This window comes from Ruminococcus gauvreauii, assembly GCF_025151995.1.
Lineage (GTDB): Bacteria > Bacillota > Clostridia > Lachnospirales > Lachnospiraceae > Ruminococcus_G > Ruminococcus_G gauvreauii.
In genome coordinates this window covers 371,265-394,117 of sequence record NZ_CP102290.1, presented here as the reverse complement: position 1 = coordinate 394,117, position 22,853 = coordinate 371,265, and the positions used below count along the sequence as shown (strand labels likewise).

The following is a 22,853-nucleotide window of genomic DNA, read 5'->3' as shown; positions in this document are numbered from 1 at the left end:
GTTAAAAAAATATGAAAAAAACTAAAATAGTCTGTACCATGGGTCCGAATACCGATAAGCGTGAAACGATGAAACAGCTGATCGAGGCGGGAATGGATATCGCCAGATTCAATTTTTCACACGGTACCCATGAGGAACAGAAGGCACGTATGGACATGCTGAAGGAAGTCCGTGCAGAGATGAAGAAACCGATTGCGATCCTGCTGGACACCAAAGGACCGGAAATCAGAACGGGACTGCTCGATGAACATACCCCGGTCACTCTGAAGAGCGGAGATACCTTTACGCTGACGACAAATAAGATCTCCGGCAATCAGAATATCTGTCATCAGACCTACGAAGGGCTTCCGCTGGATGTGAAGCGCGGTGCACGCATTCTCGTCGATGACGGGCTGATCGAGCTGAAGGTGGAATCCACTACTCATACGGATGTTGTATGTACCGTGGTGAACGGCGGAGAACTCGGAGAACGAAAAGGCATCAATATTCCGGGAACCAGTACCAATCTGCCGAATATTACGGAGCAGGATGTAAAGGATATTCTGTTTGGAATTGAGCAGGGCGTAGATTTCATTGCAGCGTCGTTTGTACGGAATGCAGATGCGATCAAAGAGATCCGCAGTCTGCTCAAAGAACACGGCGGCGAGCATATTGATATCATCGCCAAGATCGAAAGTATTGAAGGCGTGGCGAATATCGACCGCATTATTCAGCAGTCTGACGGCATTATGGTTGCCAGAGGAGACCTCGGTGTGGAAATTCCGGCGTGGGAAGTTCCGCATATTCAGAAAGAAATCATCCGAAAATGTAATGAGCGTTATAAACCGGTAATCACGGCAACACAGATGCTTGATTCCATGATAAGAAATCCGCGTCCGACCAGAGCGGAAGTGACGGATGTCGCGAATGCGATCTACGATGGGACGGATGCGATCATGCTCTCCGGGGAAACGGCAGTTGGAAAATATCCGATCGAATCCGTACATATGATGGTGGAGATCGCAAATTCAACGGAACCGTATATAGATTATGAGCATTTTCTGGATTACCGTGCACTGCGCGGAAACAGCAATGTATCCAGTACGGTCGGCGTGGCGGCGGTGCAGTCGAGTATTTATCTGCACGCAAAGTGTATCGTGACACCTACCGTATCAGGTCAGACCGCACGCCTGATCTCCAATTTCCGTCCCAAGGTACCGATCTATGCGGTGACACCGAATGACTGGGCGCAGCGCAAGATGCAGATCTTCTGGGGGGTGACACCGCTCAGCGGATATGAAGAAGACAGTACAGAAAATATTATTTCTCATGCAATGTATGTTGTGGAACGTGAAAAATTTATAAAAACCGGGGACCTTGTTGTATTTACTGCGGGAGATCCGGCAACTAATATTGTAACGGGTGAAGGTGCCGTTACAAACATGCTGCACATCATTCAGGCTAAATAAGGAGTGACTAATGAGGAGGAATATGAAATGACCAAAAAACCATTTGTGACGAAACAAAAGCTGGAAGAGATCCGGGAGACGATTCCCACTCCCTTTCATCTGTATGATGAGAAGGGGATCCGTGAAAATGCCCAGGCGCTGAGAGAGGCATTCGCGTGGAATAAGGGATACCGGGAATACTTTGCGGTGAAAGCCTGCCCGAATCCGTTTCTGATCGATATTCTGCGGGAATACGGCTGCGGCTGCGACTGTTCTTCCATGACAGAGCTGATGCTCTCGGATGCACTGGGCTGCAGCGGGGACGATATCATGTTCTCCTCGAATGCAACACCGGCCTCCGAATACCAGTATGCGGAGAAGGTCAATGCGATCATCAATCTGGATGACATTACACATATTGAGTTTCTGGAAAAAGCAATCGGATATATCCCGAAAAAGATCAGCTGCCGCTACAATCCCGGCGGACTTTTTAAGATCAGCAATGATATCATGGATAATCCGGGGGATGCAAAATATGGCATGACGACCGATCAGCTGTTTGAGGCGTTTAAGATCTTAAAGGAGAAAGGCGCAGAAGAATTTGGTATCCATGCGTTTCTGGCCAGCAATACCGTGACAAATGAATATTATCCCATGCTGGCAAAAGTATTGTTCGAGGTGGCCGTCCGGCTGAAAGAGGAGACAGGAGCAGATATTCGATTTGTCAATCTCTCCGGAGGAATCGGCATTCCGTACCGTCCTGATCAGGAACCAAATGACATCCGCGTGATTGGCGAAGGCGTGCGGAAAGTCTATGAAGAAATTCTGGTGCCTGCCGGAATGGGAGATGTTGCGCTGTATACCGAGCTGGGACGGTTCATGACGGGACCGTACGGATGCCTTGTCACAGAAGCCATTCATGAAAAGCATACGCATAAAGAGTACATTGGATGTGACGCCTGCGCGGTAAATCTGATGCGTCCGGCAATGTACGGTGCATATCATCATATTACCGTGATGGGAAAAGAGGATGCTCCCTGTGATCACATGTATGATGTGACGGGCTCGCTCTGCGAGAATAACGATAAATTTGCAGTGGACAGGATGCTGCCGAAGATTGATATCGGAGACCTTCTGGTCATCCATGACACCGGAGCCCACGGCTTTGCGATGGGGTATAACTATAACGGGAAATTGAAATCGGCAGAGGTACTGCTGAAAGAGGACGGAAGCTTTGAGATGATTCGGCGCGCGGAGACGCCAAAAGATTATTTCGCCACCTTTGACTGTTTTCCGATCTATAAAAAAATATTGAAAGAGTCATAATCAGGAGAAAGTCAGGGAATCGATAACCGCATACAGGGAGCAGGTGTGATGCACATGAATCACACCTGCTCCCTGTAAAGTTAGAAAAAAAGATCCAGCATCTTCTGAAAATGCTGGATTTGATACTGCCGGCGGTGGGACTTGAACCCACACGTGGTTGCCCACAACAGATTTTGAGTCTGCCTCGTCTGCCATTCCGACACGCCGGCCTGCTTTACACGCAGACATTATAATACCATGTCTGCAGGTAAAGCGCAAGTGATATTTCCACAAATTCATCACTGATCCATGAGTACTGTGCAGTTGTCTGTCAGAAGGTGATGACTCTTGGTTCTTCCGTAAATGAAGAGAAGGTCGCTGTCACATCCTTCAGATAGAAAACCTGTGTATTGCCGTCGCCCGGCTGATACATGTTCTGCAGTGACGGGTACGCGTCCAGCATATGTTTCTGTGCCGCTATACGCTCATCTTCCACGGCAGTGCCGGCAACGCGAAGCCATTTACCGTTCAGGAAACCACAGATCTCAACTTTCGGGTTTGCTTTCATCTGTTTGGAGACATTTTTTACTTTACCCGTCTGAATATAAAGCCTGCCTTCGTAGAGGTCAACCGTTCCAAACGGACGCACCCGGGGCTGGTCTCCCTCCATGGTTGCCAGATAATAAGTTTCACATGCTTTTAAGAAATCATAAACTTCATTCATTTGCGGCTCCTCCTTTGTACTTTGGTGAACACTCCTGTTTTCTTTATTATATACCTTTTTCTGAGTAGTTTCCAATATTTTTCATGATTAAACAGATGACGGATGAAAAGTATTGCCGGTTATTCATTGTTCCAAAATATAAGTTGCTCTTCATTGCGTAACCTCTATATTACCGTTTTTTGTTTCCGCTCTGACCGTAACGTCCGGGGAATTGCCGACAGTTCCCCGGACGGTGTCACCTTCAGTCCTGAGCTGATCCTGAAAGGAGGTGAGAATGGTGCCATTCTTTGCAGCAGCTTCAAATCCGAATTCAAGTTTTTTGGGAAGAGTCAGTTTAATATCCCCGTTCTTGTTAAACAATGTCAGGTTACCCTGAACCTGAGTATAGGCAGCAGACAGAGTGCCGGAGTTGTTGACTTTGTAACTTCCGGAGCCGATCGCTGAACTAAACTGGGCGTTGCCGCTGGTAGTGGCATATGTTACATATCCGTTTACTTCCTCGCAGATGACCTCTCCGCTGGTAGTCTCTACTCTGATGGTATCACCGTTCACGATACCTAATTTAAGAGTACCGCTGGTAGATGACAGGTAGATTTTCTCTGCTTTTGCTGAGTCTATCTGCATAGTTCCCGATGTACTGTCAATTCGGAGAACTGATACATGCAGATCAATGCCTGACATATCTATATCTCCGTCTGATGTCGTAACTGTAAGAGCATGCTGATAGGAAGCGGGGAGGTAAATTTCTATATAACGATAAAAATTATCCTTGAATATGGGTTTGGCTCCTTCGCTGATATGTATACTGCTATGATTCTGTTTTACTTTTGCATAATAATTGTCTTTGGGAGTCGTCATATATTCTTTAATTACAAGTGTGTTTTCATCTGAAGGGAAAAAGATGACTTCTTCATCGTCATAGGATATCTTTAAATCTGATATTTTTTCAAGAGAGAAGCGCAACTCATTGGTCAGTTTAACGGGCTTATCCTGGGAACAGCCTGTTAATGAGGACATACAGAGTATTATGGTCGTGCAAAGAGTAATTCGTTGTTTTAATGTCATTATAACCTCACTTTCTGTGCGATGAAATGAATGATTCATTCATAAACATGGGAAAATCAGAGGGCGCATATATCGCCCTGCTAATTGATTGCGTATGCCGCTACCAGATTATCTAAACATATTTTTTTTGCCAGCTCCAATGAGATATCACTGGTTTCAAAGGTAGTATAGCGCATATCCATTGCCCACCAGGATAACGTCTCAATAATAAATGTTATATCCAGGTCCGGATATTCTGAAGGGCGGACTACCCCTCTGCCTATAAAAACAGATAAATACTGCTTCATGGACAGAAAGAACTTTTTACGGTGTTCGCGGTAATGGTCACTCAAAAACTTAAAATCAAAGTAGTTTTTCTCAATGAACAGACAGCCGACTGCATATCTGGACAACAGATCAAACGTGTCGGATATGAGTGCCTCAAAGGTATAGTCTTGGGCATTTTCTTTAAGATGGCATGAAAACTCTTCACTTATCTGGTCAAATAATTTTGCAATCTTATTTTCTATTCCAATAAACAGATCATTAGTGACTGGCCGTTCAAATTCCTGTTTGATAAAATCCGGATCAATGACAGAAGCCAGGATAAAATTCAGAATCTCCATTTTACCGGTAAAATCAAGATAGATTGTGCCGACCGAAACACCGGCAGCCTTTGCGATATGGCTGATCTGAGTCTTCGAGTAGCCCTGCCTTAAAAAGAGTGTGGTTGCAGCATCAGCAGTAGCTTTCATTCGTTCATTCAAAACATCACCTCCAGTGAATGAATTATTCATTTTTTATAATACATCTCTACCAGCCTGATGTCAACAACAAAAATCCGGTAATTTTTATTAAATAGATTCCAATATTTTCTTTTTCCTACACAAAAAAATCATATTTCTCTGCTATGATTAGATACAACTAAATTTGGGAGGTGAAACATCCTTTGTCTATGAAAACAGCAGAAATGGAAGAATACCAGACAATGATAAAACCGTATCAGGAAGCTATGTCAAGTCTTCTGGTGCATATCGACGCTTTAAACGAAGAATATCGGATGAGATATAAAGATTATCCAATACACAATATACAGTCACGGATAAAAAACGCAGAGAGCATTCAGGCAAAACTAAAACGAAAGGGTCATCCTACCGCCCTGGAGGCTGCTAAAGACTATCTGACAGACATTGCAGGTATCAGGATCATATGCTACTTCGAACAGGATATCATCCCGATTGCCTCGCATTTGAAAAAATATTCGGATACGGTAATCGTAAAGGAGTGTGATTATGTCACGCAGCCAAAGCCTAATGGTTATCGCAGCTATCATCTGGTACTCGGGACGCCGGTTTATCGGACTGACTCAAAACAGTATTATCCTGTGGAGATTCAGATCCGCTCTCTTGCCATGGATCTGTGGGCGAGTATGGAGCACCGTATGCTGTATAAGGCGGAAGATGATCATCAGGAGCGTATCCGTGAGCGGTTTAAAGGTTTTGCTTCAGAATTGAAAGATCTGGAAAATCAGTTATATGAACTGGAATTTTAGATTTTGTTAAGAAAGTAAACACTGTTTCATAAGAAAAAACTCATACATTAAACACCGAATGGTCACATTTTCCAGCTATGATATAGTTATTCCTAAGCGAAGGGAGGACGAGTCAAAGATATTAATCGGAAAAAAATCACTGCAACAATACAGGTTATGACTTGAAAGGAGTGTTTACAAAAATGAAACGTAAATTTGCTTTAAAACTTTTAGCACTGACATGTGTGGCGGCTCTGTCAATTGGGGTTTTCACAGGATGCGGATCTGACGATGATAAATCCAGTACTACCAATAGTTCTTCAACAGAAAGTGACAGTCAGGCGGGAAGCAGTTCAAAAGACAGCAGTACTTCCAAAGACAGTGAATCGAAAGACAGCGGCACGACAGGAAGCGAATCAAAGGACAGCAGCAGTGCGGCAGGCAGCGAATCAAAGGACAGCAGCAGCGCGGCAGGCAGCGAATCGACAGGCAGCAGCACAGGAAGTGAATCAAAAGATAACAGCAGTGCGGCAGGAAGCGATGAGGCGGACAGTGACAGCACCGCAGGCGGCAGCTCGGCAGACAGTGACAGTGCTGCAGGAAACGCTGCAACAGACAGCACGTCCTCAGAATCATAAAGCGGGAGCTATTATATAGAATCTATAAGATTTCGATTACTTATTACAATCACCTTCTTCATTATTAACAGACCGGCGGGTCTTTTAATAATGAAGAAGGTGATTTTTTGTTACATTAAAGATTCCAGAACATTCAGAATTGTGATGACGGTTGATATCCTGTATAATATGATTTGGAATATGTTACATACAGTCTCAGGCAACAAGATTACAAAAAAGAGGTGGCAGATGCAGAAAGTATTAGTAGTTGAGGACGACTGGGAACTGAACCAGGGGATTTGTTATGCGTTGCAGGGTGAAGGGTACCGTACAGAGTGTGCACACTCACTTGAGGAGGCGAAAAAAGCCTGTTTGAAAGAAGATGCGGCACTTATACTTCTGGATGTTAACCTTCCGGATGGTGAAGGGTTCTCTTTCTGCAGTTGGGTTCAGAGCCGGAAACGAACCCCGGTATTGTTTCTTACAGCCAGGGATCTCGAGGAGGATGTCCTGAAAGGTTATGAACTGGGAGCGGAGGATTACGTCACAAAACCGTTTTCCATGAAAGTCTTATTAAAAAAAATAAACGTAATTATGAAAAGAGAACCGGTCTGCAAAAAGAATATTTTTGATGACGGTTTTTTATATATGGATTTTAGCACGGCAAAAGTAACGGTTAATGGAAAAGAATGTGCAGTGACCCCCACAGAATTCCGCCTGCTCAGATATCTGTCAGAACACAGCGGGCAGCTTCTGACGTATTCGGTGCTGTTGGAACATCTGTGGGACATCGATGGCAGATTTGTGGATAAACACGCGCTTGCAGTGAACGTCAACCGCCTGAGAGGCAAGATAGAGGATGAACAGCACAAATATATATCAAATGTTTATGGGATGGGATATCAATGGCTGGGCTGATTGTTGTGATCATAGGGATGTGCTGTGTGATTATCCTGATGGGATGGAAGATGCGATGCCTGAAAAAAGACATTTATTCATTTGAAAATCTGTTGGAGCGGCACCTGGATGATATGGCATCGGGTCGGGAGCTGCCGGAATCGGATGTGGACAGGGAAACGCTGTGGAGCAAGGTATATGAAAAACTGCAGAGAGTACAGCATATCTGGAAACAGAAAGATAGAGAAGGAATTGAGGAAAAACGAAAAATTCAGGAACTGATATCTGATATTTCACATCAGACCAAAACGCCGATCGCCAATATGAAAATGTATCTGGAACTGTTTGCAAAGGAAGGAAATCTGTCAGAGAAAGAGCGGGAATTTCTTACCAGAATAACGAGGCAGACAGAGAAGCTTGATTTTTTACTGCAGAGCATGGTGAAAATGTCCCGGCTGGAGACAGGCATTATCAAGATCTGCCAGCGGAAAGATTACCTGTTTGAAACATTGGGAGGCGCTGTTGCCGCTATTGTTCCAAAGGCAGAGAAGAAACGTATCAAAATATATGCAGTGTGCGATGAAAGCGTTCAGATCTGCCATGACAGAAAATGGACGGAGGAAGCCATCTTTAATGTTCTGGACAACGCCGTTAAGTATACGGATACAGGAGGATGTATCCGTATATCTGTGGATGTTCAGGAGGTTTTTACGAAGATCAGTATCAGAGATTCCGGCAAAGGAATTGCACCGGAACATCAGGCTGAGATATTTACCAGGTTTTATCGTGAACCGGAGGTGCACAGTGAGGAAGGGATAGGCGTCGGCCTATATCTGGCAAGAGAAATACTGACGCTGCAGAAAGGATATATTGAGGTGTACTCTGAAGCTTTAAAAGGATCCGACTTCCAATTATATCTTCCAAACGACTGATGTGTGATTATCACAGTTTTGTGATAATCATGGATTGTGAGCAGTTTGTGATTTTTATAAGATATGCTTGATCTGTAAAGGAGGAACATGAACAGATGGAATCATGGATGATAGAAACACGGGCATTAAAAAAATATTACAGACTGGGTGAAACTGTTGTGAAAGCGCTGGACGGTGTGGACTTCGCAGTGCGGGAGAGAGAATTTGTTGCAATTATCGGGAAGTCAGGGAGCGGAAAGAGCACCCTGCTCCACATGATCGGTGGTCTTGATGTGCCGACGAAAGGTGAGATATTTGTTGACGGCAGAAATATCACAAACCTGAATAAAGAACAACTTGCGATCTTTCGCAGGAGGAAGGTTGGGTTTGTTTTTCAGAATTATAACCTGGTTCCTGACTTAAACGTGTATGAGAATATAACGCTGCCCGTAGAACTGGACGGGAAACAGACAGACAGAGACTATATCATGCATATACTGAAGCTGCTGAAACTGCTGGATAAAACAGAAGCATTGCCGGGGACACTGTCAGGCGGACAGCAGCAGCGGGCGGCTATCGCAAGAGCAATCGCCTCCAAACCGTCCATAATACTGGCGGATGAGCCGACAGGGAATCTGGACACGGCTGCCGGCCATGATGTAATGGGGCTGCTGAAAATAGCGGCGAAACAGTTTCAGCAGACCATCGTTCTGATTACGCATGATCATGACATCGCACAGATGGCGGACCGCATTGTGCGTATTGAGGACGGCAGAATCATGAAAGGGAGTGCTGCAGATGTTAGCGAATAATAATCAGGGTATTCTCTCTAAGATGTGCAGGCGCTCACTCGTCAGAAATAAACAGAAATTTGGGATCATCACTGCGGCGATCATGCTGTCGGCGTTTATGCTGTTCAGTGTCCTGACTGTGGGAGTCACTTATTTCAAAATGCAGTATCAGCAGGAAATACGCCTGCAGGGCGGGGATTATGATGCTCTCCTGGGAAATGGGTTTACGGAAGAACAAAAGGAGATATGCGAAAAGAATGAGAATATCATATTCTCAGGCGCGGAGGCGTATGCAGGATACGCGACAGAAACAGATGTGGATGATACCATGTATTCGGGCATGCTGTGGTGTGACGAAGTCCAATGGGAAAACATTCTGGCTCCGGCACGGGAATGGGTAAAAGGGGATTACCCGGAGAAATATAATGAACTGATGGCTACCAGGGAGGCGCTTGAAAACTGCGGGAAAGAGAATCTTAACGTGGGAGACCGGTTTATTCTGACTTATTCAGATAAAAAGGGAATACATACCGGAGAATTTTTAATATCCGGTATATGGGAGGGATATGGACCGCAAGATGTGTTCTTTGTATCCAGAACGTTTTATGAACAGTCGGGGTATCAGCTGCGCTATAACGGTGTGCTTAATCTAAAGTTCCGGGGTTCTCTCATACGGCAGAGGACATTATCTGATCTGGAGGATAGTCTGGGACTGTCTAAGAGGCAGTATTTTATGCCCACCGTCACAACGGAAAAAACAGCAGGAGTTCTCGCAGGAATGGCGGGACTGGTTATTATCACATGCTTAAGTGCCTATCTGCTCATTTATAATATCCTGTACCTGTCGGTATCCGGCAATATCCGGTATTATGGACTCATGCAGACGGTGGGCATGACGGAAAGGCAGATATACTGTCTGATACAAAAACAGATGTTTTGCGTCACCATCGTTGGAACAGGAGCGGGTCTTGTGACAGGATTTGCCGTCTCATTTCTCCTGATACCGGCGGCGGTTAAGGCACTCGGTATTCATAAACTGGCAGTAGAGGTTTCCTTTCATCCTGCGATTTTTCTCGGAAGCATAGTGCTCGTGGGAACAACAGTCTTTCTTTGCAGCCGCAGACCTGCGAAAATGGCCGCACTGGCATCGCCGGCAGAGGCCATGGGATATCGTGCGGGTTCTCCGGTCAGACGCACCCGCAAAACGGGCAGACTGCATGTCTTGTGGAGAATGGCAGGGGAGCAGCTTCAAAAGGACTGGAAAAAGACCGGGATTGTCATGCTTTCTATGGCAGCGAGCCTGTCTGTGTTTCTGTGCCTGGTCACACTGATCCAAAGCCAGAGTGCAAAATCGGTGATGTCAAATAACATGGACACGGATCTGGTACTCCAAAACGATACACTGCAAAAGGAAAACACAGAGGACTGGATGCCTGTCATGGACGATTCATTCCTGAATGAGCTTGGGGGAATCGCAGGTATCAGAGAGATACGCCCGTTGTGGAGCGCCAGGATCATCGTGCCCTGGGAACCGGACTTTTCTGATGTCTGGATGAGAGAGTTTTATGAAGTGTGGAAGGATTATTCTTATGATATGGATGCTGAAGCGTATAAAAGGAATCCGGAAAAGTTTTATTCATTTTTGAAAGGTATTGGTGAGGCCGAATTTAACACTCTGAATGATGAACTGGGCGGCGATGTCGACAAAGCGGCATTTATGCGGGGAGAGACCTGCATTCTTTACCGGGGCGGACTGTCGCTTGATATGAACCGGTTAGAGGGGAAACGTGTGTTGTATTCACTGGACGGGGGCACCGGCACACAGTACCAGCTGGATATAGCAGGGCTGACAGATGACCCGTATTATGGGAGCTCGACAGGGGGTGCTCCGATCGTCATTGTAAGTGATACTTATCTAAAACAATACGCGGAACATCCATACATTGCGAAATTAGACATACAATATGAGAAAGAGTATGATGAGGATACCGAGAAGGAAGTTAAAAAAATCATAACAACCAGTCCCCATGCAAGAGACTTTTCCTGGGAGTCCAGGCTGGAAGATATGAAGGACATAGAGAGAGCTCAGGGGAATATGATGGAGATCGGTATCGGCATATCACTGATACTGGCCTGGATCGGACTTATGAATTATATCAACACCGTGCTGGGCGGCATTCAGAACCGCCGGGTTTCCCTGGCTGTTATGGAAAGCGTCGGAATGACGGACAAGCAGATGAGAGGCATGCTGATTCGGGAGGGACTATTGTATGCGTTTGGATCAGTGCTGCTGACGGCGACCCTCGGGATGGGGATTACATACGGATGCTACCGCGCGCTGAATTACAGAGAGATTGCCTTCCGAATTCCCGTGGTCCCGGTCGTAATTGCAGCGGTTCTGATTGTGCTGGCGTGCGTGCTGATTCCCATCGCAGCATATCATCGCCTGACGGGAAGGGGTACGATCGCGGAACGAATCAAAGAATTTGAATAGTGAGGAAAGGCAGAATCCGGGAAACGCGGTTCTGCCTTTCCTTTGCTGATTGGAAAGTTAAGTCTATATTTCACCGCGGGCTTCCCGCAGTTTTAATTCTTTCATGATCTCAGGATAGCGTTTATCCAGCTGGTACAGGAACAGTACGATCACGGCGATCACCCAGATCATAAGTGTTCCATATGCATAGATATTCATGATCATTGTCCTGGCCGATTCCGGCTGAACGGCACCGCCTGTTTCGGAACTGACATACCCGCTTCGCATCAGCAGGGAGCTGATAATGGCGCTGGTTGCACCGACCCCCATCTTAAATCCAAGGGAGCCTCCGCCGAACACAAGACTTTCCTGACGGATATGGCTTTTCCACTGACCAAATTCAATGACATCACCCATCATACCAAATACAACGGCTGTAATGGGAGCCTGACCAAGAGCTCTCAGTATGCAAGTTACAAGAGCCCACTCGTAGCTGCTGGGATTCAGAAGAAATGCGGCCTGTGCAGCGACAGCCACAATGCATCCGAGCAGTGACAGGCTTCGCTTTTCGAAGCGTTTCAGCAGCACCGGGCACAGGAGAGCACCCGTGATCAGTGTCACAGATTCAGCCATATATAGTGTGCTGTACATCCAGCTGTCATTGCCAAAAATATATTTACAGTAATACGGCAGAACAGTCCCTACTAATGTCTGGTGAATGCAGGTGATCATCCAGAGTATCAGGGTTGCCCAGAAATACTGGTTTGTCAGCAGTGCCCTGATGTTTTTTCCGAGAGACACTTTTTGATGGTTTTCTGCCGCATTGATGACAACATCTTCTTCGCAATGTCTAAAACAGATCAGAAGCAGGAAAAATGCAAGAATGCACCACATCATCATTGCTTTCACCCAGGCTGACCGGGTGTCTCCGAACAGTTTTACGATCGGCATTGTCAGTGTTACGGCGATAAGCCTGCCGAGCGGTGCCATTGTCATACGGACAATGGATAACAGGTCCCGCTCATGGGAGGAACGGGTCATCAGGGTAGACAAGGTCCCGTAGGGGACGTTGATTGCCGTATAACATATGGTTGTACACAGATTATAGGTGATCAGTATGTACCAGAATTGCAGCGATGTGCTCGTCTGCGGTATGGTAAACATTGCGACTGCGCATATGACATAGGGGACTGCCATCCACAGGATCCATGGTCTGGCTTTTCCCCACTTCGATTTTGTTTTGCTGACGATAACGCCCATGACTAAATCGGATGTCCCGTCAAAGATACGGGATATCAGCATGACGAGTCCTACGGTTGCGATGGGAATTCCTGCATAGTCTGTATAGAATAACGTGAGCAGTGCACTCGTCATTCCGAATACGACGTTGCATGCGGTATCCCCGCAGCCATAAGCGATGCGCTTTTTCCAGGAAAGGCCCGGTACGCCTGCTGCCTGACAGCTTCCAGCTGTTGTGATTGCTTCATTACTCATAATTGAATTTACCTCTCAATAATTGTGATGTTTGCGCAAAGATACTATATAAAATTTTTTCATTAGATCTGTAATTCGATTTTACTTATGGCTGTTCATGAACATTGACTGGTATTATGTTATCATTTTTATGAAAATCTTGTTATAGCATTCTTGTTGTGATTTTTGGTGTTTTTGCATTTTATTTCATAGTTGCTTATAAAATCTTGCAAAAATTGTATATTATAAAATTTTTTCCCTGACTTTGTAACGAAAAATACAGTCTTGACATAATATGGATGTGGGCATATACTTAGTAATGCTAACTAATAGCAATGCAAAAGGTTAGCAATACCAATATAGAAAGGCAGGGAGCGTATGCTGCGATGAAAAATGAAGAGTTGAGGGTGCGGTTATTTCAGGTTTCTCATGAATTTCGAAAACTTCGCATACAGAGAATGTTTCCGGATGTTTCCAGGCAGGAGTTTATGGCCATGGAAATTATTCACAGGGAAGAAGAGGAGAAAAACAGTGGTGGCATTACAGTTTCCGGTCTGGCGAAGATCATGAGGTTTTCTTCGCCTACGGCATCCAGGCTGCTTCGCTGTGCGGAGGGTAAAGGCCTGATTGCCAGAAATGAAAGAGATGAAGACCGGAGGAACACTTATGTCTGTCTTACAGAGTACGGCAGAAAAAGACATTGTGAGATCCTGGAACTTCTGAAGAATTTCACAGACACGGTTATAATGAGGATGGGAGAAGACCGTGTGGAGACGATTCTTGCATATATTGAAGATCTTACGGATATCATGGAAGATGAGATCAGCAAACGGGAAGGAGTCAGACAATGAAATATATGTTCAAATATCTCGCAGAGCATAAGCGGATGATTCTGTGTATTATTGTTCTGCTTGTCATTCAGGCATATTGTGACCTTTCGCTGCCTGCATACACATCGGATATTGTCGATGTCGGCATACAGCAGAAGGGTATCGAAGGGGCAGTTCCGGATGTGATGCGTCCGGACACACTGGAATCCCTGATGCTTTTTATGACGGATAAGGAAGAGAAAGAGGTGCAGAATGCCTATACGTTAAATGCAGACGGAAATATGGAGCTGACCGGGGAGGGAGAAAAAGAGAGAGAGTCACTGGACCCGATCCTGGGAAGAGCCATGCTCATGATGTCGACGATGGAGGAATCCGGCAAAATCAACGCCTCACAGCTGAAGGCTCTTGTAGACAGCGGGCAGATGACCAGGGAACAACTGCAGCAGGCCGAAGCGCAGGCGATGGATAAATTCGGGGATTACAGTGAATCCCTGATCGCGCAGAAAGCAGTATTGTTTATTCAGCAGGAATATCAGGCGATCGGAATCAACCTGGATGATTATCAGATGCACTACCTTTTGAGAAACGGTGGTATCATGCTGGCACTCGCAGTACTGGCGATGGCGGCGTCTGTGGCTGCGGCCATGCTTGCATCTTATACGGCGGCCAAGGTGGGAATGACACTCAGGAACCGGGTATTTAAAAAAGTTCTGCACTTTACACATGCCGAGATGGACCAGTTCTCAACGGCATCCCTGATCACCAGGAGTACGAATGACATCCAGCAGATTCAGATGGTCTCCGTCATGCTGCTGAGAATGGTCATGTATGCACCGATCATCGGCATCGGAGGCATCATCAAGGTTGCGAATACCAGGACGGGACTGGGATGGATCATCGCTGTCGCTGTGGCAGCCATCGTGGTCGTAGTGGGAATCCTGATGTCAGTTACGATGCCCAAGTTTAAAATCATGCAGACACTGGTTGACCGCCTGAATCTGGTATCCAGGGAGATCCTGACAGGGCTTCCGGTCATCCGGGCATTCAGCAGGGAGAAATATGAGGAAAAAAGATTTGCCTCAGCAAATCAGGACCTGAAATCAACGCAGCTGTTCACGAACCGCATTATGACATTTATGATGCCGGCAATGATGCTGATCATGAACTGCATTACTGTTCTGATTGTGTGGGTAGGCGGCAAGGGCATTGACCTCGGAAATCTGCAGGTAGGAGATATGATGGCATTCATCACATACACGATGCAGATCGTCATGGCATTTTTGATGCTGACGATGATCTCGATCATGCTTCCGCGTGCCGGTGTGGCTGCCGCTCGTATCAATGAGGTTGCCGAGACGACCATCAGTATCACAGATAAAGAACATACAAAGGATGATTCACGGGAGAACTGGGATGGATGTATCTCTTTTGAGCATGTTTCCTTTAAATATCCGGGAGCTGATGAAAATGCTCTGGAAGATTTGAACTTCACTGCGGAACCGGGAAAGACGACTGCGATCATTGGAAGTACCGGGTGTGGGAAGACAACACTGTTGAATCTGATTCCGCGGTTTTACGATGTAACGGACGGCCGCATAACGCTGGACGGTGTGGATATCAGAGACCTGTCCATGCATAAACTGAGGGAGCTTCTCGGCATGGTACCCCAAAAAGGGGTGCTGTTTTCAGGAACCATTGAATCCAATATTAAGTTTGCCGGCGATATGGTAAGTGATGACCTGATGAAAGAGGCAGCGGAGATTTCCCAGGCGACGGAATTTATCGATGAAAAGCCGAAGAAGTATCAAAGCAGCATTTCACAGGGAGGAAACAATGTGTCCGGCGGACAGAAACAGAGGCTCTCGATTGCCCGGGCGATTGCTAAAAGACCGAAGGTTCTGTTGTTTGATGACAGTTTCTCGGCACTTGACTATAAGACAGATGCGGTACTTCGAAGGGCTCTGAATGAGAAGGTGAAAGATGCGACGGTTATCATAGTCGCACAGCGTATCAGCACGATCCTCCATGCGGATCAGATTCTTGTGCTGGATGATGGAAAGATCGTCGGAAAGGGTACACATCAGGAATTAATGGAACAATGCGAATCCTATCAGGAGATTGCGAAATCGCAGCTTTCGGAGGCTGAATTGAAAGGGGGCTGTGCATAATGAGCGAGACACATGAAAGACCCCAGAGACCGGGGCGCATGCATGGACCGGGACGGGGAATGGTTCCGGGAGAGAAGGCTCAGGACTTTAAGGGAACGATCAGAAAACTGCTGGCTTATATGGGGCGCTACAAATTTGCGCTGATTGGTGTATTCATATTTGCAGTCGGCGGAACAGCATTTAATATTGTAGGACCGAAGATCCTTGGAAAGGCTACGACGGAGATCTTCAATGGCCTTGTCGGAAAGATCTCGGGAAGCGGCGGCATAGACTTTGAAAAGATCGGCAGGATACTGCTGATACTGATTGCGCTGTACCTGATCAGTGCACTGCTGACATTCATCCAGGGATTTATCATGACCGGGATATCGCAGAAGCTCTGTTACCGGTTCCGGGAAGAAATTTCTCAGAAGATCAACAGAATGCCGATGAAGTATTTCGAGTCCCGGACTGTCGGAGAAGTCCTCTCAAGGATTACGAATGATGTTGATACCCTTGGACAGAGTCTGAATCAGAGTGTTACTCAGCTGATTACTTCGGTGACTATGATTATCGGTATTCTGATCATGATGCTTTCCATCAGTCCGCTGATGACAGTAATTGCACTTGTGATCCTGCCGGTATCCCTGGGACTGATCGCAGTCGTGGTCAAGTTTTCACAGAAATACTTTGTAGCGCAGCAGAAATATCTGGGTAAGATCAACGGGCAGGTGGAAGAAGTCTACAGCGGACATACGATCGTTCAGGCATTCAATAAAGAGGATGAGATGGAGCATGAATTCGATGAGACAAATGATGTACTGTTTCAGTCAGCCTGGAAATCGCAGTTCCTGTCCGGCATGATGCAGCCGATCATGAACTTCGTGGGGAATCTCGGATACGTTGCGGTTGCGGTAGTCGGGGCATTTCTCACTGTTAAAAATATGATTGAAGTCGGAGATATTCAGTCATTTATCCAGTATGTGAGGAGTTTTACGCAGCCGATCACCCAGGTGGCGCAGGTATCCAATATGCTGCAGTCGACTGCTGCAGCCGCGGAGCGCGTGTTTGAATTCCTCAGCGAGGAGGAAGAGGATCAGACGGTGGAACATCCGGTTCATCTGGAACGTGTAAAGGGTGAGGTGGATTTCAACCATGTGCGGTTCGGTTATCAGCCTGATAAGGTAATCATCCATGACTTCAGCTGTCATGTGGAACCGGGGCAGACAGTGGCGATCGTAGGTCCGACGGGCGCGGGAAAGACGACGATGGTAAAACTGCTGATGCGTTTTTATGATGTCAACAAAGGAAATATAAGTGTTGACGGTCATGACCTGCGCAGCTTCAACAGAAGCGAACTCAGGGAGAGCTTCGGTATGGTACTGCAGGATACCTGGCTGTTCAAGGGTACTATTATGGAGAATATCCGTTACGGGCGGCTGGATGCTACCGATGATGAAGTCATAGCAGCAGCAAAAGCAGCACATGCTCATCATTTCATCCAGACACTGCCAGGCGGGTACCAGATGGAACTCAATGAAGATGCCAGCAATGTGTCGCAGGGCCAGAAACAGCTGCTGACAATTGCGAGAGCTATTCTGGCGGATAATCCGGTCATGATACTCGACGAGGCGACCAGCTCGGTTGACACGAGAACAGAAGCGCGCATCCAGAAAGCCATGAACAATCTGATGAAAGGGCGCACCAGCTTCGTGATCGCACATCGGCTCTCGACGATCAAAGATGCGGACGTCATTTTGGTCATGAAGGACGGTGACATTATCGAACAGGGGGATCATGAAACCCTTCTGGCGAAGAACGGATTCTATGCAAAGCTGTATAACTCTCAGTTTGAGGCTGTAACTGCATAAGCGGGAATATATGTTTTTGGGAGGCTGCCGGGTGGCAGCTTCCTTTTTTTGTCAGTTGTTTTCTTTTTATTTGATTTATAGAAACAGCAGAGCTATAATGAAGAATAGCAAAGCGACAGCGCGTTCTGGAAGCGGAAACTGTAGAAATTTAAAATGAGGAAAAAATCATGCTTAAAATCGAAGGCCTTACAAAAACATACGGCAGCAAAAAAGCGGTAGACCATCTTTCACTCCATATCCATCCGGGGGAAATCTATGGATTTATCGGGCACAATGGTGCGGGCAAGACAACGACAATTAAATGCTGCTGCGGAATCCTGAACTTTGAGGACGGAGAAATCCTGATTGACGGAAAATCCATCAGGTCACAGCCGCTGGCCTGTAAAAAGGAACTGGCATATATACCGGATAATCCCGACCTCTATGAGTTTATGAGCGGGATTAAATATTTGAATTTTATCGCTGATATCTACGGTGTTCCCGGAATGGAACGCGAGGAGAGGATTCATCGGTATGCCCGCCAGTTTGAACTGATCGATGACCTTGCCTCTCCAGTCAGTACGTATTCTCACGGAATGAAACAGAAACTTGCCATTATTTCTGCATTGATTCACGAACCGAGGCTTCTGATCATGGATGAGCCGTTTGTCGGCCTCGATCCGAAAGCGGCGTTTGAGGTAAAGGAGCTGATGCGGACACTGTGTGATAACGGCGGTGCGATTTTTTTCTCCACTCATGTCCTGGAGGTGGCGGAGAAACTGTGTGATCGGATAGCGATCATTAAAAATGGCACACTGATAAAGAGCGGAAAGACAGACGAAGTGATCGGTGACGAATCACTTGAGGACGTATTTCTGGAATTGGAGGGAGAACATGTTCAGAGCACTGATTAAAATGAATCTCCGGCAGTTGTTCTCGACGATGTTTCAGAGGTCCCGCAAAAAAGAGAGCAGTGCCCTGCTGACAGTCGGAATCGTACTGCTGGTAATCTATGTTGCGGGATGTCTGTTTCTGTTGTTTGGCATGCTGTTCGGAGCACTCTGCCAGCCGCTCTGCGAGGCAGGGCTTAACTGGCTGTATTTTGCGATTATGGGGATTGTCGGCATACTGCTCAGTTTTATCGGCAGCGTCATGATGACCAAATCGCAGCTCTATGATGCGAAGGACAATGAATTGCTGCTCTCCATGCCGATCTCACCGGGGCAGATTCTGGCAGGACGCCTGTTATCCCTGCTGCTGCTGAATTATATCTATCAGAGTTTTGTTATGATTCCGGCAGGCGTCATATACAGAATCATGGAGGGGTTTTCGGGCACACAGCAGATCAGCTTTCTCGTTGTATTTCTTCTGCTGCCGTTTATCAGCCTGACGCTGTCCTGCATACTCGGATGGGTGCTTGCTGTTGTGAGCAGCCGGATACCGATGCGGCATATTGTCAGCCTGGTCATCTTTGTGGCCTTCATGGGCGGATACTTTTATGTATACAGTAAAATCACTGTATACATGCAGTGGCTGCTGAATCACGGAGCGGATCTGGCAGCTGCGGTCAGAAAAAGTCTGTATCCTGTTTATCACCTGGGCCTGGCAGTCGGGGAGGGGAATCTTGTCAGTTTGCTGCTGTTTGCGCTGTGTACGCTTATTCCTGCAGGTCTGGTGGCTGTCCTGCTCACAAAAAGCTTTATCCACATCGCTACGACGAAACGCGGCCAGACAAGGGTGAAATACAGAGAAGGAAGGCTGAAAGCCGGAGGAATTGAGAGAGCGCTCTTCAGGAAAGAGCTGAGCAGATTCGGAACGAATTCCATGTATATGATGAACGCGGCAATCGGATCAATCTTCATGATTCTGCTGGCAGCCGCGGCGATCATCAAGTGGAATGATATTACACCGTATCTTCAGAAAATTCCTGAGGAATACTACGGTGTGGGAGGCGCCATGATACTCGCCGGACTTACATCGATGAACTTTGTATCAGCGCCTAGTATATCGGTGGAGGGGAAAAATCTCTGGATTGCCAAGACGCTTCCGGTACCGACGATCGAGCTGCTGCTGGCGAAAGTGAAACTTCATGTGGTGGTCGGTGAAGTGCCGTCAATAGCAGCTGGTATTCTGCTGAATATTCTGCTGCCGATGGATATCCTGTCCAGGATCATGATCTTCCTGCTGCCGTTTTGCTTTAACGTGACGATTGGGTTCCTGGGCATTATATTAAACCTGAGATTTCCGAAGCTGGACTGGGTGAATGAGACAGCAGCCGTTAAGCAGGGAATGAGCCCGTTTTTATCGATGATACTTTCCATGGTATTTATCGCGGCGCCCGCTGCGGGATATATCGCACTGTTTGTGATGAACATGTCATGTGGTTTCTTTATGATCGTCCACTGCATCATTTTAACAGCGGCTTCCGTGGGCATGTACTTTTATCTGAAAGAAAACGGAAGCCGCAGATTTATGGAGCTGTAGGAGAACTCACTCTCCCATGACCTGAAATACGATCTCCCGGTGGCGGTCTCTCGTATCACACTCGACCAGGGTCAGATTCTGCCAGGGGCCGATGGTGATGCGGCCGTCCACGAAGGGGATTGTGATGAACGGCGAGAGAAGTGCTGATTTAATGTGGCTGGATCCGTTGTCGTCGTGCCAGGTGTCGTGGTGTTTGTAATGGATCACACGGCCGTCCCTGTCGCGATAAGGAGAGAAAATATCCATAGCTTCCTTTAGATCCTTTGTCACCATTCCAGGCTCAAATTCAAGGGTAGTGAGACCCGCGACACCTCCGGTTGTGAAACCCGTGATGGTTCCGGCGCTGATATGATACTTTTCACATGCCTCTGTGACCGCGGCCTGGAAGTCTTTTGTAACATCGATCATGCCCATGTGGGCTTTTGTGTGATAATCCTTTGTTTTGGTATAAACTGCCATAAGTAATTACCTCCTTGTGTAACCTGTTTTTCATCATCGACAGTATAGCATAAAACAGAGGAAATAGAAAGAAAGCGGAAGGGAAAGACATGATAAAAGAACGTTTGAGACAGCTTGGTAATGAGATGAAAAAACGGGGAATCGATTACTATATCGTTCCGTCTGATGATTATCATGGTTCTGAGTATGTTGGGGAATATTTTAAATGCCGTCAGTTTATCACGGGATTTACCGGATCGGCAGGGACGGCAGTCATATGGAAAGACGGCGCCGGCCTGTGGACAGACGGCCGCTATTTTCTGCAGGCGGCAGAACAGCTTTCGGGGAGCGGGATCACACTGTTTAAAATGGGTGAGGACGGCGTGCCGGATATTCCGGAATTTCTGAAGCAGCAGATAAAGGCGGGAGAGTGTCTCGGTGTGGATGGACGTACTGTAAGCGCTTCGTGGGTAAAGAAGGTGTCTGAGCTGCTCCGCAAAAAGGGGGCGTCGATACGGACGGATGCTGATCTGATAGACAGAATCTGGGAAGACAGGCCGCCGCGTTCCTGCAGACCCGTCTGGATGCTTCCGGAAATTCCGGGTGAGAGCAGCAGGGATAAAGCCGAACTCGTGCGCGGTGATATGAAAAGAGAAGGGTGTGATCTTCTGATCCTGTCCTCGCTCGATGAGATCGCATGGCTTTTAAATATGAGGGGAAATGATACCGCGTGCTGTCCGGTGGCACTGGCCTATGCGGTTGTCGGTATGCAGGAAACTGTATTATATCTCCAGAGGGAAGCGCTGACAAAAGAGGCAGAGACGGCGTTTCAAAAGTGCGGGGTCTGCCTCCATGATTATGAACAGATCTATGAGGAACTTCCTTCTGCCGTCCAAGGCAAAGTAATATGGGCCGACTATGACCAGCTGAATGCAGCTCTGGCAGACAGGCTGAAAGGTGCGGCATCTGTTTTAGAAAGAGAATCCCCTGTTCTGAACAGAAAGGCTGTCAAAAGCAGGAACCAGCTGAAAAGGATCCGGGATGCACATCTAAAGGACGGGATTGCTGTTACACGATTTTTGTACTGGCTTAAGACGCACATTGGACATGAACGGATTACGGAAATCAGTGCTGCCAAAAAGCTGGAAGAATTCCGGCGGGAGCAGGAGGGGTATCTGATGCCCAGTTTTGAACCGATCATGGCTTTTGGGAAACACGGCGCAGTGGTACACTATTCTGCCGATGAGGTTTCGGATGCGGAACTTTCAGCGGAGGGAATGCTCCTGATGGATACCGGAGGTCATTACAGAGAAGGGACGACAGATATCACCAGAACGGTATCGCTGGGAGTGCCGGATGCCGGGCAGAGGATGCATTATACGATGGTGCTGGCAGGAAATCTGCGCCTTGCCGCCGCAAAGTTCCCTTACGGGTGCAGCGGAGAAAATCTGGACATCCTGGCCAGGCAGCCGCTGTGGGATGCGGGACTTGATTATAACCATGGGACTGGGCATGGGGTTGGTGATCTTCTGAGTGTCCATGAGGGTCCGCAGGCGATCCGCTGGCGTCATATCAGAGGCAAAGATACGGTTGTGCTGGAAGCGGGCATGGTGATATCGGATGAACCGGGGCTCTATCTGCATGGAAAGTACGGAATCCGCCTGGAGAATCTGCTGGCATGTGAGGAAAAGGAAAAGAGTGAGTATGGACAGTTTATGGGATTTGAAATTTTGACGATGGTACCGTTCGACAGAAAATCCATAGAACCGGGACTTCTCGGTGACAGTGACAGAAAACTGCTGAATGATTATCACCGCAGGGTATATGAAACGCTGGCCCCGCATCTGGATCAACAGGAGGCGGCATGGCTGGAGGAGATTACAGGAGAAATATAAAATACGATGAGGGGGA

Annotated in this window: 19 protein-coding genes and 1 tRNA gene; 14 read left to right on the top strand and 6 right to left on the bottom strand. The window is 47.0% G+C overall.

Translation table 11 applies throughout. The annotated features are described in order from the left end of the window. Window positions 1–11: 11 nt before the first annotated feature. Window positions 12–1,448, top strand: a complete 1,437-nt coding sequence (gene pyk / locus NQ502_RS01870; protein ID WP_028528113.1) for a pyruvate kinase — start codon at window positions 12–14, stop codon at window positions 1,446–1,448. A gap of 27 nt (window positions 1,449–1,475) precedes the next feature. Continuing rightward, complete coding sequence (locus NQ502_RS01865; protein ID WP_028528114.1) at window positions 1,476–2,753, top strand: diaminopimelate decarboxylase; 1,278 nt, start codon at window positions 1,476–1,478, stop codon at window positions 2,751–2,753. Window positions 2,754–2,879: 126 nt separating this feature from the next. Here NQ502_RS01865 and NQ502_RS01860 read toward each other — a convergent pair. The 4 genes from NQ502_RS01860 to NQ502_RS01845 all read right to left on the bottom strand — a co-directional run bounded on the left by NQ502_RS01860 (window position 2,880) and on the right by NQ502_RS01845 (window position 5,267). Further along, a tRNA-Leu gene (locus tag NQ502_RS01860) sits at window positions 2,880–2,962 on the bottom strand. Window positions 2,963–3,063: 101 nt separating this feature from the next. Then, entirely contained in the window at window positions 3,064–3,456 is a 393-nt protein-coding gene (locus NQ502_RS01855) for a pyridoxamine 5'-phosphate oxidase family protein (RefSeq protein ID WP_028528115.1), read from the bottom strand. A 150-nt stretch (window positions 3,457–3,606) separates the two neighbouring features. Continuing rightward, complete coding sequence (locus tag NQ502_RS01850) at window positions 3,607–4,473, bottom strand: DUF4097 family beta strand repeat-containing protein (protein WP_242830251.1); 867 nt, start codon at window positions 4,471–4,473, stop codon at window positions 3,607–3,609. Between the two features lie 128 nt (window positions 4,474–4,601). Continuing rightward, window positions 4,602–5,267, bottom strand: coding sequence for a TetR/AcrR family transcriptional regulator (locus NQ502_RS01845; protein ID WP_242830246.1), 666 nt, complete (start codon window positions 5,265–5,267; stop codon window positions 4,602–4,604). A gap of 188 nt (window positions 5,268–5,455) precedes the next feature. Here NQ502_RS01845 and NQ502_RS01840 point away from each other — a divergent pair, with 188 nt between their 5' ends. The 6 genes from NQ502_RS01840 (at window position 5,456) to NQ502_RS01815 (ending at window position 11,741) form a co-directional block, all read left to right on the top strand. After that, window positions 5,456–6,052, top strand: coding sequence for a GTP pyrophosphokinase (locus tag NQ502_RS01840; protein ID WP_044983114.1), 597 nt, complete (start codon window positions 5,456–5,458; stop codon window positions 6,050–6,052). A gap of 182 nt (window positions 6,053–6,234) precedes the next feature. After that, complete coding sequence (locus NQ502_RS01835; protein ID WP_028528119.1) at window positions 6,235–6,669, top strand: hypothetical protein; 435 nt, start codon at window positions 6,235–6,237, stop codon at window positions 6,667–6,669. Between the two features lie 228 nt (window positions 6,670–6,897). After that, on the top strand, window positions 6,898–7,566 hold the full coding sequence (locus NQ502_RS01830; protein WP_028528120.1) for a response regulator transcription factor: 669 nt from the start codon (window positions 6,898–6,900) through the stop codon (window positions 7,564–7,566). Next, the gene (locus tag NQ502_RS01825; RefSeq protein ID WP_028528121.1) at window positions 7,554–8,477 is read left to right on the top strand and encodes a sensor histidine kinase; all 924 of its coding nucleotides are present in this window, start codon (window positions 7,554–7,556) and stop codon (window positions 8,475–8,477) included. Before NQ502_RS01830 ends, NQ502_RS01825 begins: the two co-directional genes overlap by 13 nt. 95 nt (window positions 8,478–8,572) lie before the next feature. Then, the gene (locus tag NQ502_RS01820; protein ID WP_028528122.1) at window positions 8,573–9,268 is read left to right on the top strand and encodes an ABC transporter ATP-binding protein; all 696 of its coding nucleotides are present in this window, start codon (window positions 8,573–8,575) and stop codon (window positions 9,266–9,268) included. Then, a complete protein-coding gene (locus NQ502_RS01815; RefSeq protein WP_028528123.1) occupies window positions 9,255–11,741 on the top strand; it encodes an ABC transporter permease in 2,487 nt (828 codons plus the stop codon). Before NQ502_RS01820 ends, NQ502_RS01815 begins: the two co-directional genes overlap by 14 nt. A gap of 63 nt (window positions 11,742–11,804) precedes the next feature. Here the strand turns inward: NQ502_RS01815 and NQ502_RS01810 are convergent, their stop codons facing one another. Then, window positions 11,805–13,214, bottom strand: a complete 1,410-nt coding sequence (locus NQ502_RS01810; RefSeq protein ID WP_028528124.1) for an MFS transporter — start codon at window positions 13,212–13,214, stop codon at window positions 11,805–11,807. A gap of 365 nt (window positions 13,215–13,579) precedes the next feature. Here NQ502_RS01810 and NQ502_RS01805 point away from each other — a divergent pair, with 365 nt between their 5' ends. The 5 genes from NQ502_RS01805 (at window position 13,580) to NQ502_RS01785 (ending at window position 20,504) form a co-directional block, all read left to right on the top strand. Further along, complete coding sequence (locus NQ502_RS01805; protein WP_049898077.1) at window positions 13,580–14,044, top strand: MarR family winged helix-turn-helix transcriptional regulator; 465 nt, start codon at window positions 13,580–13,582, stop codon at window positions 14,042–14,044. Next, window positions 14,041–16,191: an ABC transporter ATP-binding protein gene (locus tag NQ502_RS01800; protein ID WP_028528125.1), complete on the top strand. Its 2,151-nt coding sequence runs from the start codon at window positions 14,041–14,043 to the stop codon at window positions 16,189–16,191. The genes NQ502_RS01805 and NQ502_RS01800 overlap by 4 nt, the downstream gene beginning before the upstream one ends. Continuing rightward, window positions 16,191–18,041: an ABC transporter ATP-binding protein gene (locus NQ502_RS01795; protein ID WP_028528126.1), complete on the top strand. Its 1,851-nt coding sequence runs from the start codon at window positions 16,191–16,193 to the stop codon at window positions 18,039–18,041. The genes NQ502_RS01800 and NQ502_RS01795 overlap by 1 nt, the downstream gene beginning before the upstream one ends. Before the next feature lie 167 nt (window positions 18,042–18,208). Beyond that, window positions 18,209–18,934, top strand: a complete 726-nt coding sequence (locus NQ502_RS01790; protein ID WP_028528127.1) for an ABC transporter ATP-binding protein — start codon at window positions 18,209–18,211, stop codon at window positions 18,932–18,934. Continuing rightward, window positions 18,915–20,504 carry a putative ABC transporter permease subunit gene (locus NQ502_RS01785; protein ID WP_028528128.1) on the top strand — a complete coding sequence of 530 codons (1,590 nt, stop codon included), beginning with the start codon at window positions 18,915–18,917 and terminating at the stop codon, window positions 20,502–20,504. The genes NQ502_RS01790 and NQ502_RS01785 overlap by 20 nt, the downstream gene beginning before the upstream one ends. 6 nt (window positions 20,505–20,510) lie before the next feature. Here NQ502_RS01785 and NQ502_RS01780 read toward each other — a convergent pair whose 3' ends face one another. Beyond that, window positions 20,511–20,963 (bottom strand): YjbQ family protein, encoded by a 453-nt coding sequence (locus tag NQ502_RS01780; protein ID WP_028528129.1) that lies wholly within the window; start codon window positions 20,961–20,963, stop codon window positions 20,511–20,513. 89 nt (window positions 20,964–21,052) lie between these two features. Between NQ502_RS01780 and NQ502_RS01775 the strand changes: the two genes are divergently transcribed. Beyond that, window positions 21,053–22,837 (top strand): aminopeptidase P family protein, encoded by a 1,785-nt coding sequence (locus NQ502_RS01775; protein ID WP_028528130.1) that lies wholly within the window; start codon window positions 21,053–21,055, stop codon window positions 22,835–22,837. The last annotated feature ends 16 nt before the right edge of the window (window positions 22,838–22,853 follow it).

Excerpts from the sequence above, each read along its gene's own strand:
- pyk (WP_028528113.1), top strand. The coding sequence starts at position 12 with ATGAAAAAAACTAAAATAGTCTGTACCATGGGTCCGAATACCGATAAG.
- NQ502_RS01865 (WP_028528114.1), top strand. The coding sequence starts at position 1,476 with ATGACCAAAAAACCATTTGTGACGAAACAAAAGCTGGAAGAGATCCGG.
- NQ502_RS01855 (WP_028528115.1), bottom strand. The coding sequence starts at position 3,456 with ATGAATGAAGTTTATGATTTCTTAAAAGCATGTGAAACTTATTATCTG.
- NQ502_RS01850 (WP_242830251.1), bottom strand. The coding sequence starts at position 4,473 with ATGTCCTCATTAACAGGCTGTTCCCAGGATAAGCCCGTTAAACTGACC.
- NQ502_RS01840 (WP_044983114.1), top strand. The coding sequence starts at position 5,456 with ATGAAAACAGCAGAAATGGAAGAATACCAGACAATGATAAAACCGTAT.
- NQ502_RS01835 (WP_028528119.1), top strand. The coding sequence starts at position 6,235 with ATGAAACGTAAATTTGCTTTAAAACTTTTAGCACTGACATGTGTGGCG.
- NQ502_RS01830 (WP_028528120.1), top strand. The coding sequence starts at position 6,898 with ATGCAGAAAGTATTAGTAGTTGAGGACGACTGGGAACTGAACCAGGGG.
- NQ502_RS01825 (WP_028528121.1), top strand. The coding sequence starts at position 7,554 with ATGGCTGGGCTGATTGTTGTGATCATAGGGATGTGCTGTGTGATTATC.
- NQ502_RS01820 (WP_028528122.1), top strand. The coding sequence starts at position 8,573 with ATGGAATCATGGATGATAGAAACACGGGCATTAAAAAAATATTACAGA.
- NQ502_RS01815 (WP_028528123.1), top strand. The coding sequence starts at position 9,255 with ATGTTAGCGAATAATAATCAGGGTATTCTCTCTAAGATGTGCAGGCGC.
- NQ502_RS01810 (WP_028528124.1), bottom strand. The coding sequence starts at position 13,214 with ATGAGTAATGAAGCAATCACAACAGCTGGAAGCTGTCAGGCAGCAGGC.
- NQ502_RS01805 (WP_049898077.1), top strand. The coding sequence starts at position 13,580 with ATGAAAAATGAAGAGTTGAGGGTGCGGTTATTTCAGGTTTCTCATGAA.
- NQ502_RS01800 (WP_028528125.1), top strand. The coding sequence starts at position 14,041 with ATGAAATATATGTTCAAATATCTCGCAGAGCATAAGCGGATGATTCTG.
- NQ502_RS01795 (WP_028528126.1), top strand. The coding sequence starts at position 16,191 with ATGAGCGAGACACATGAAAGACCCCAGAGACCGGGGCGCATGCATGGA.
- NQ502_RS01790 (WP_028528127.1), top strand. The coding sequence starts at position 18,209 with ATGCTTAAAATCGAAGGCCTTACAAAAACATACGGCAGCAAAAAAGCG.
- NQ502_RS01785 (WP_028528128.1), top strand. The coding sequence starts at position 18,915 with ATGTTCAGAGCACTGATTAAAATGAATCTCCGGCAGTTGTTCTCGACG.
- NQ502_RS01780 (WP_028528129.1), bottom strand. The coding sequence starts at position 20,963 with ATGGCAGTTTATACCAAAACAAAGGATTATCACACAAAAGCCCACATG.
- NQ502_RS01775 (WP_028528130.1), top strand. The coding sequence starts at position 21,053 with ATGATAAAAGAACGTTTGAGACAGCTTGGTAATGAGATGAAAAAACGG.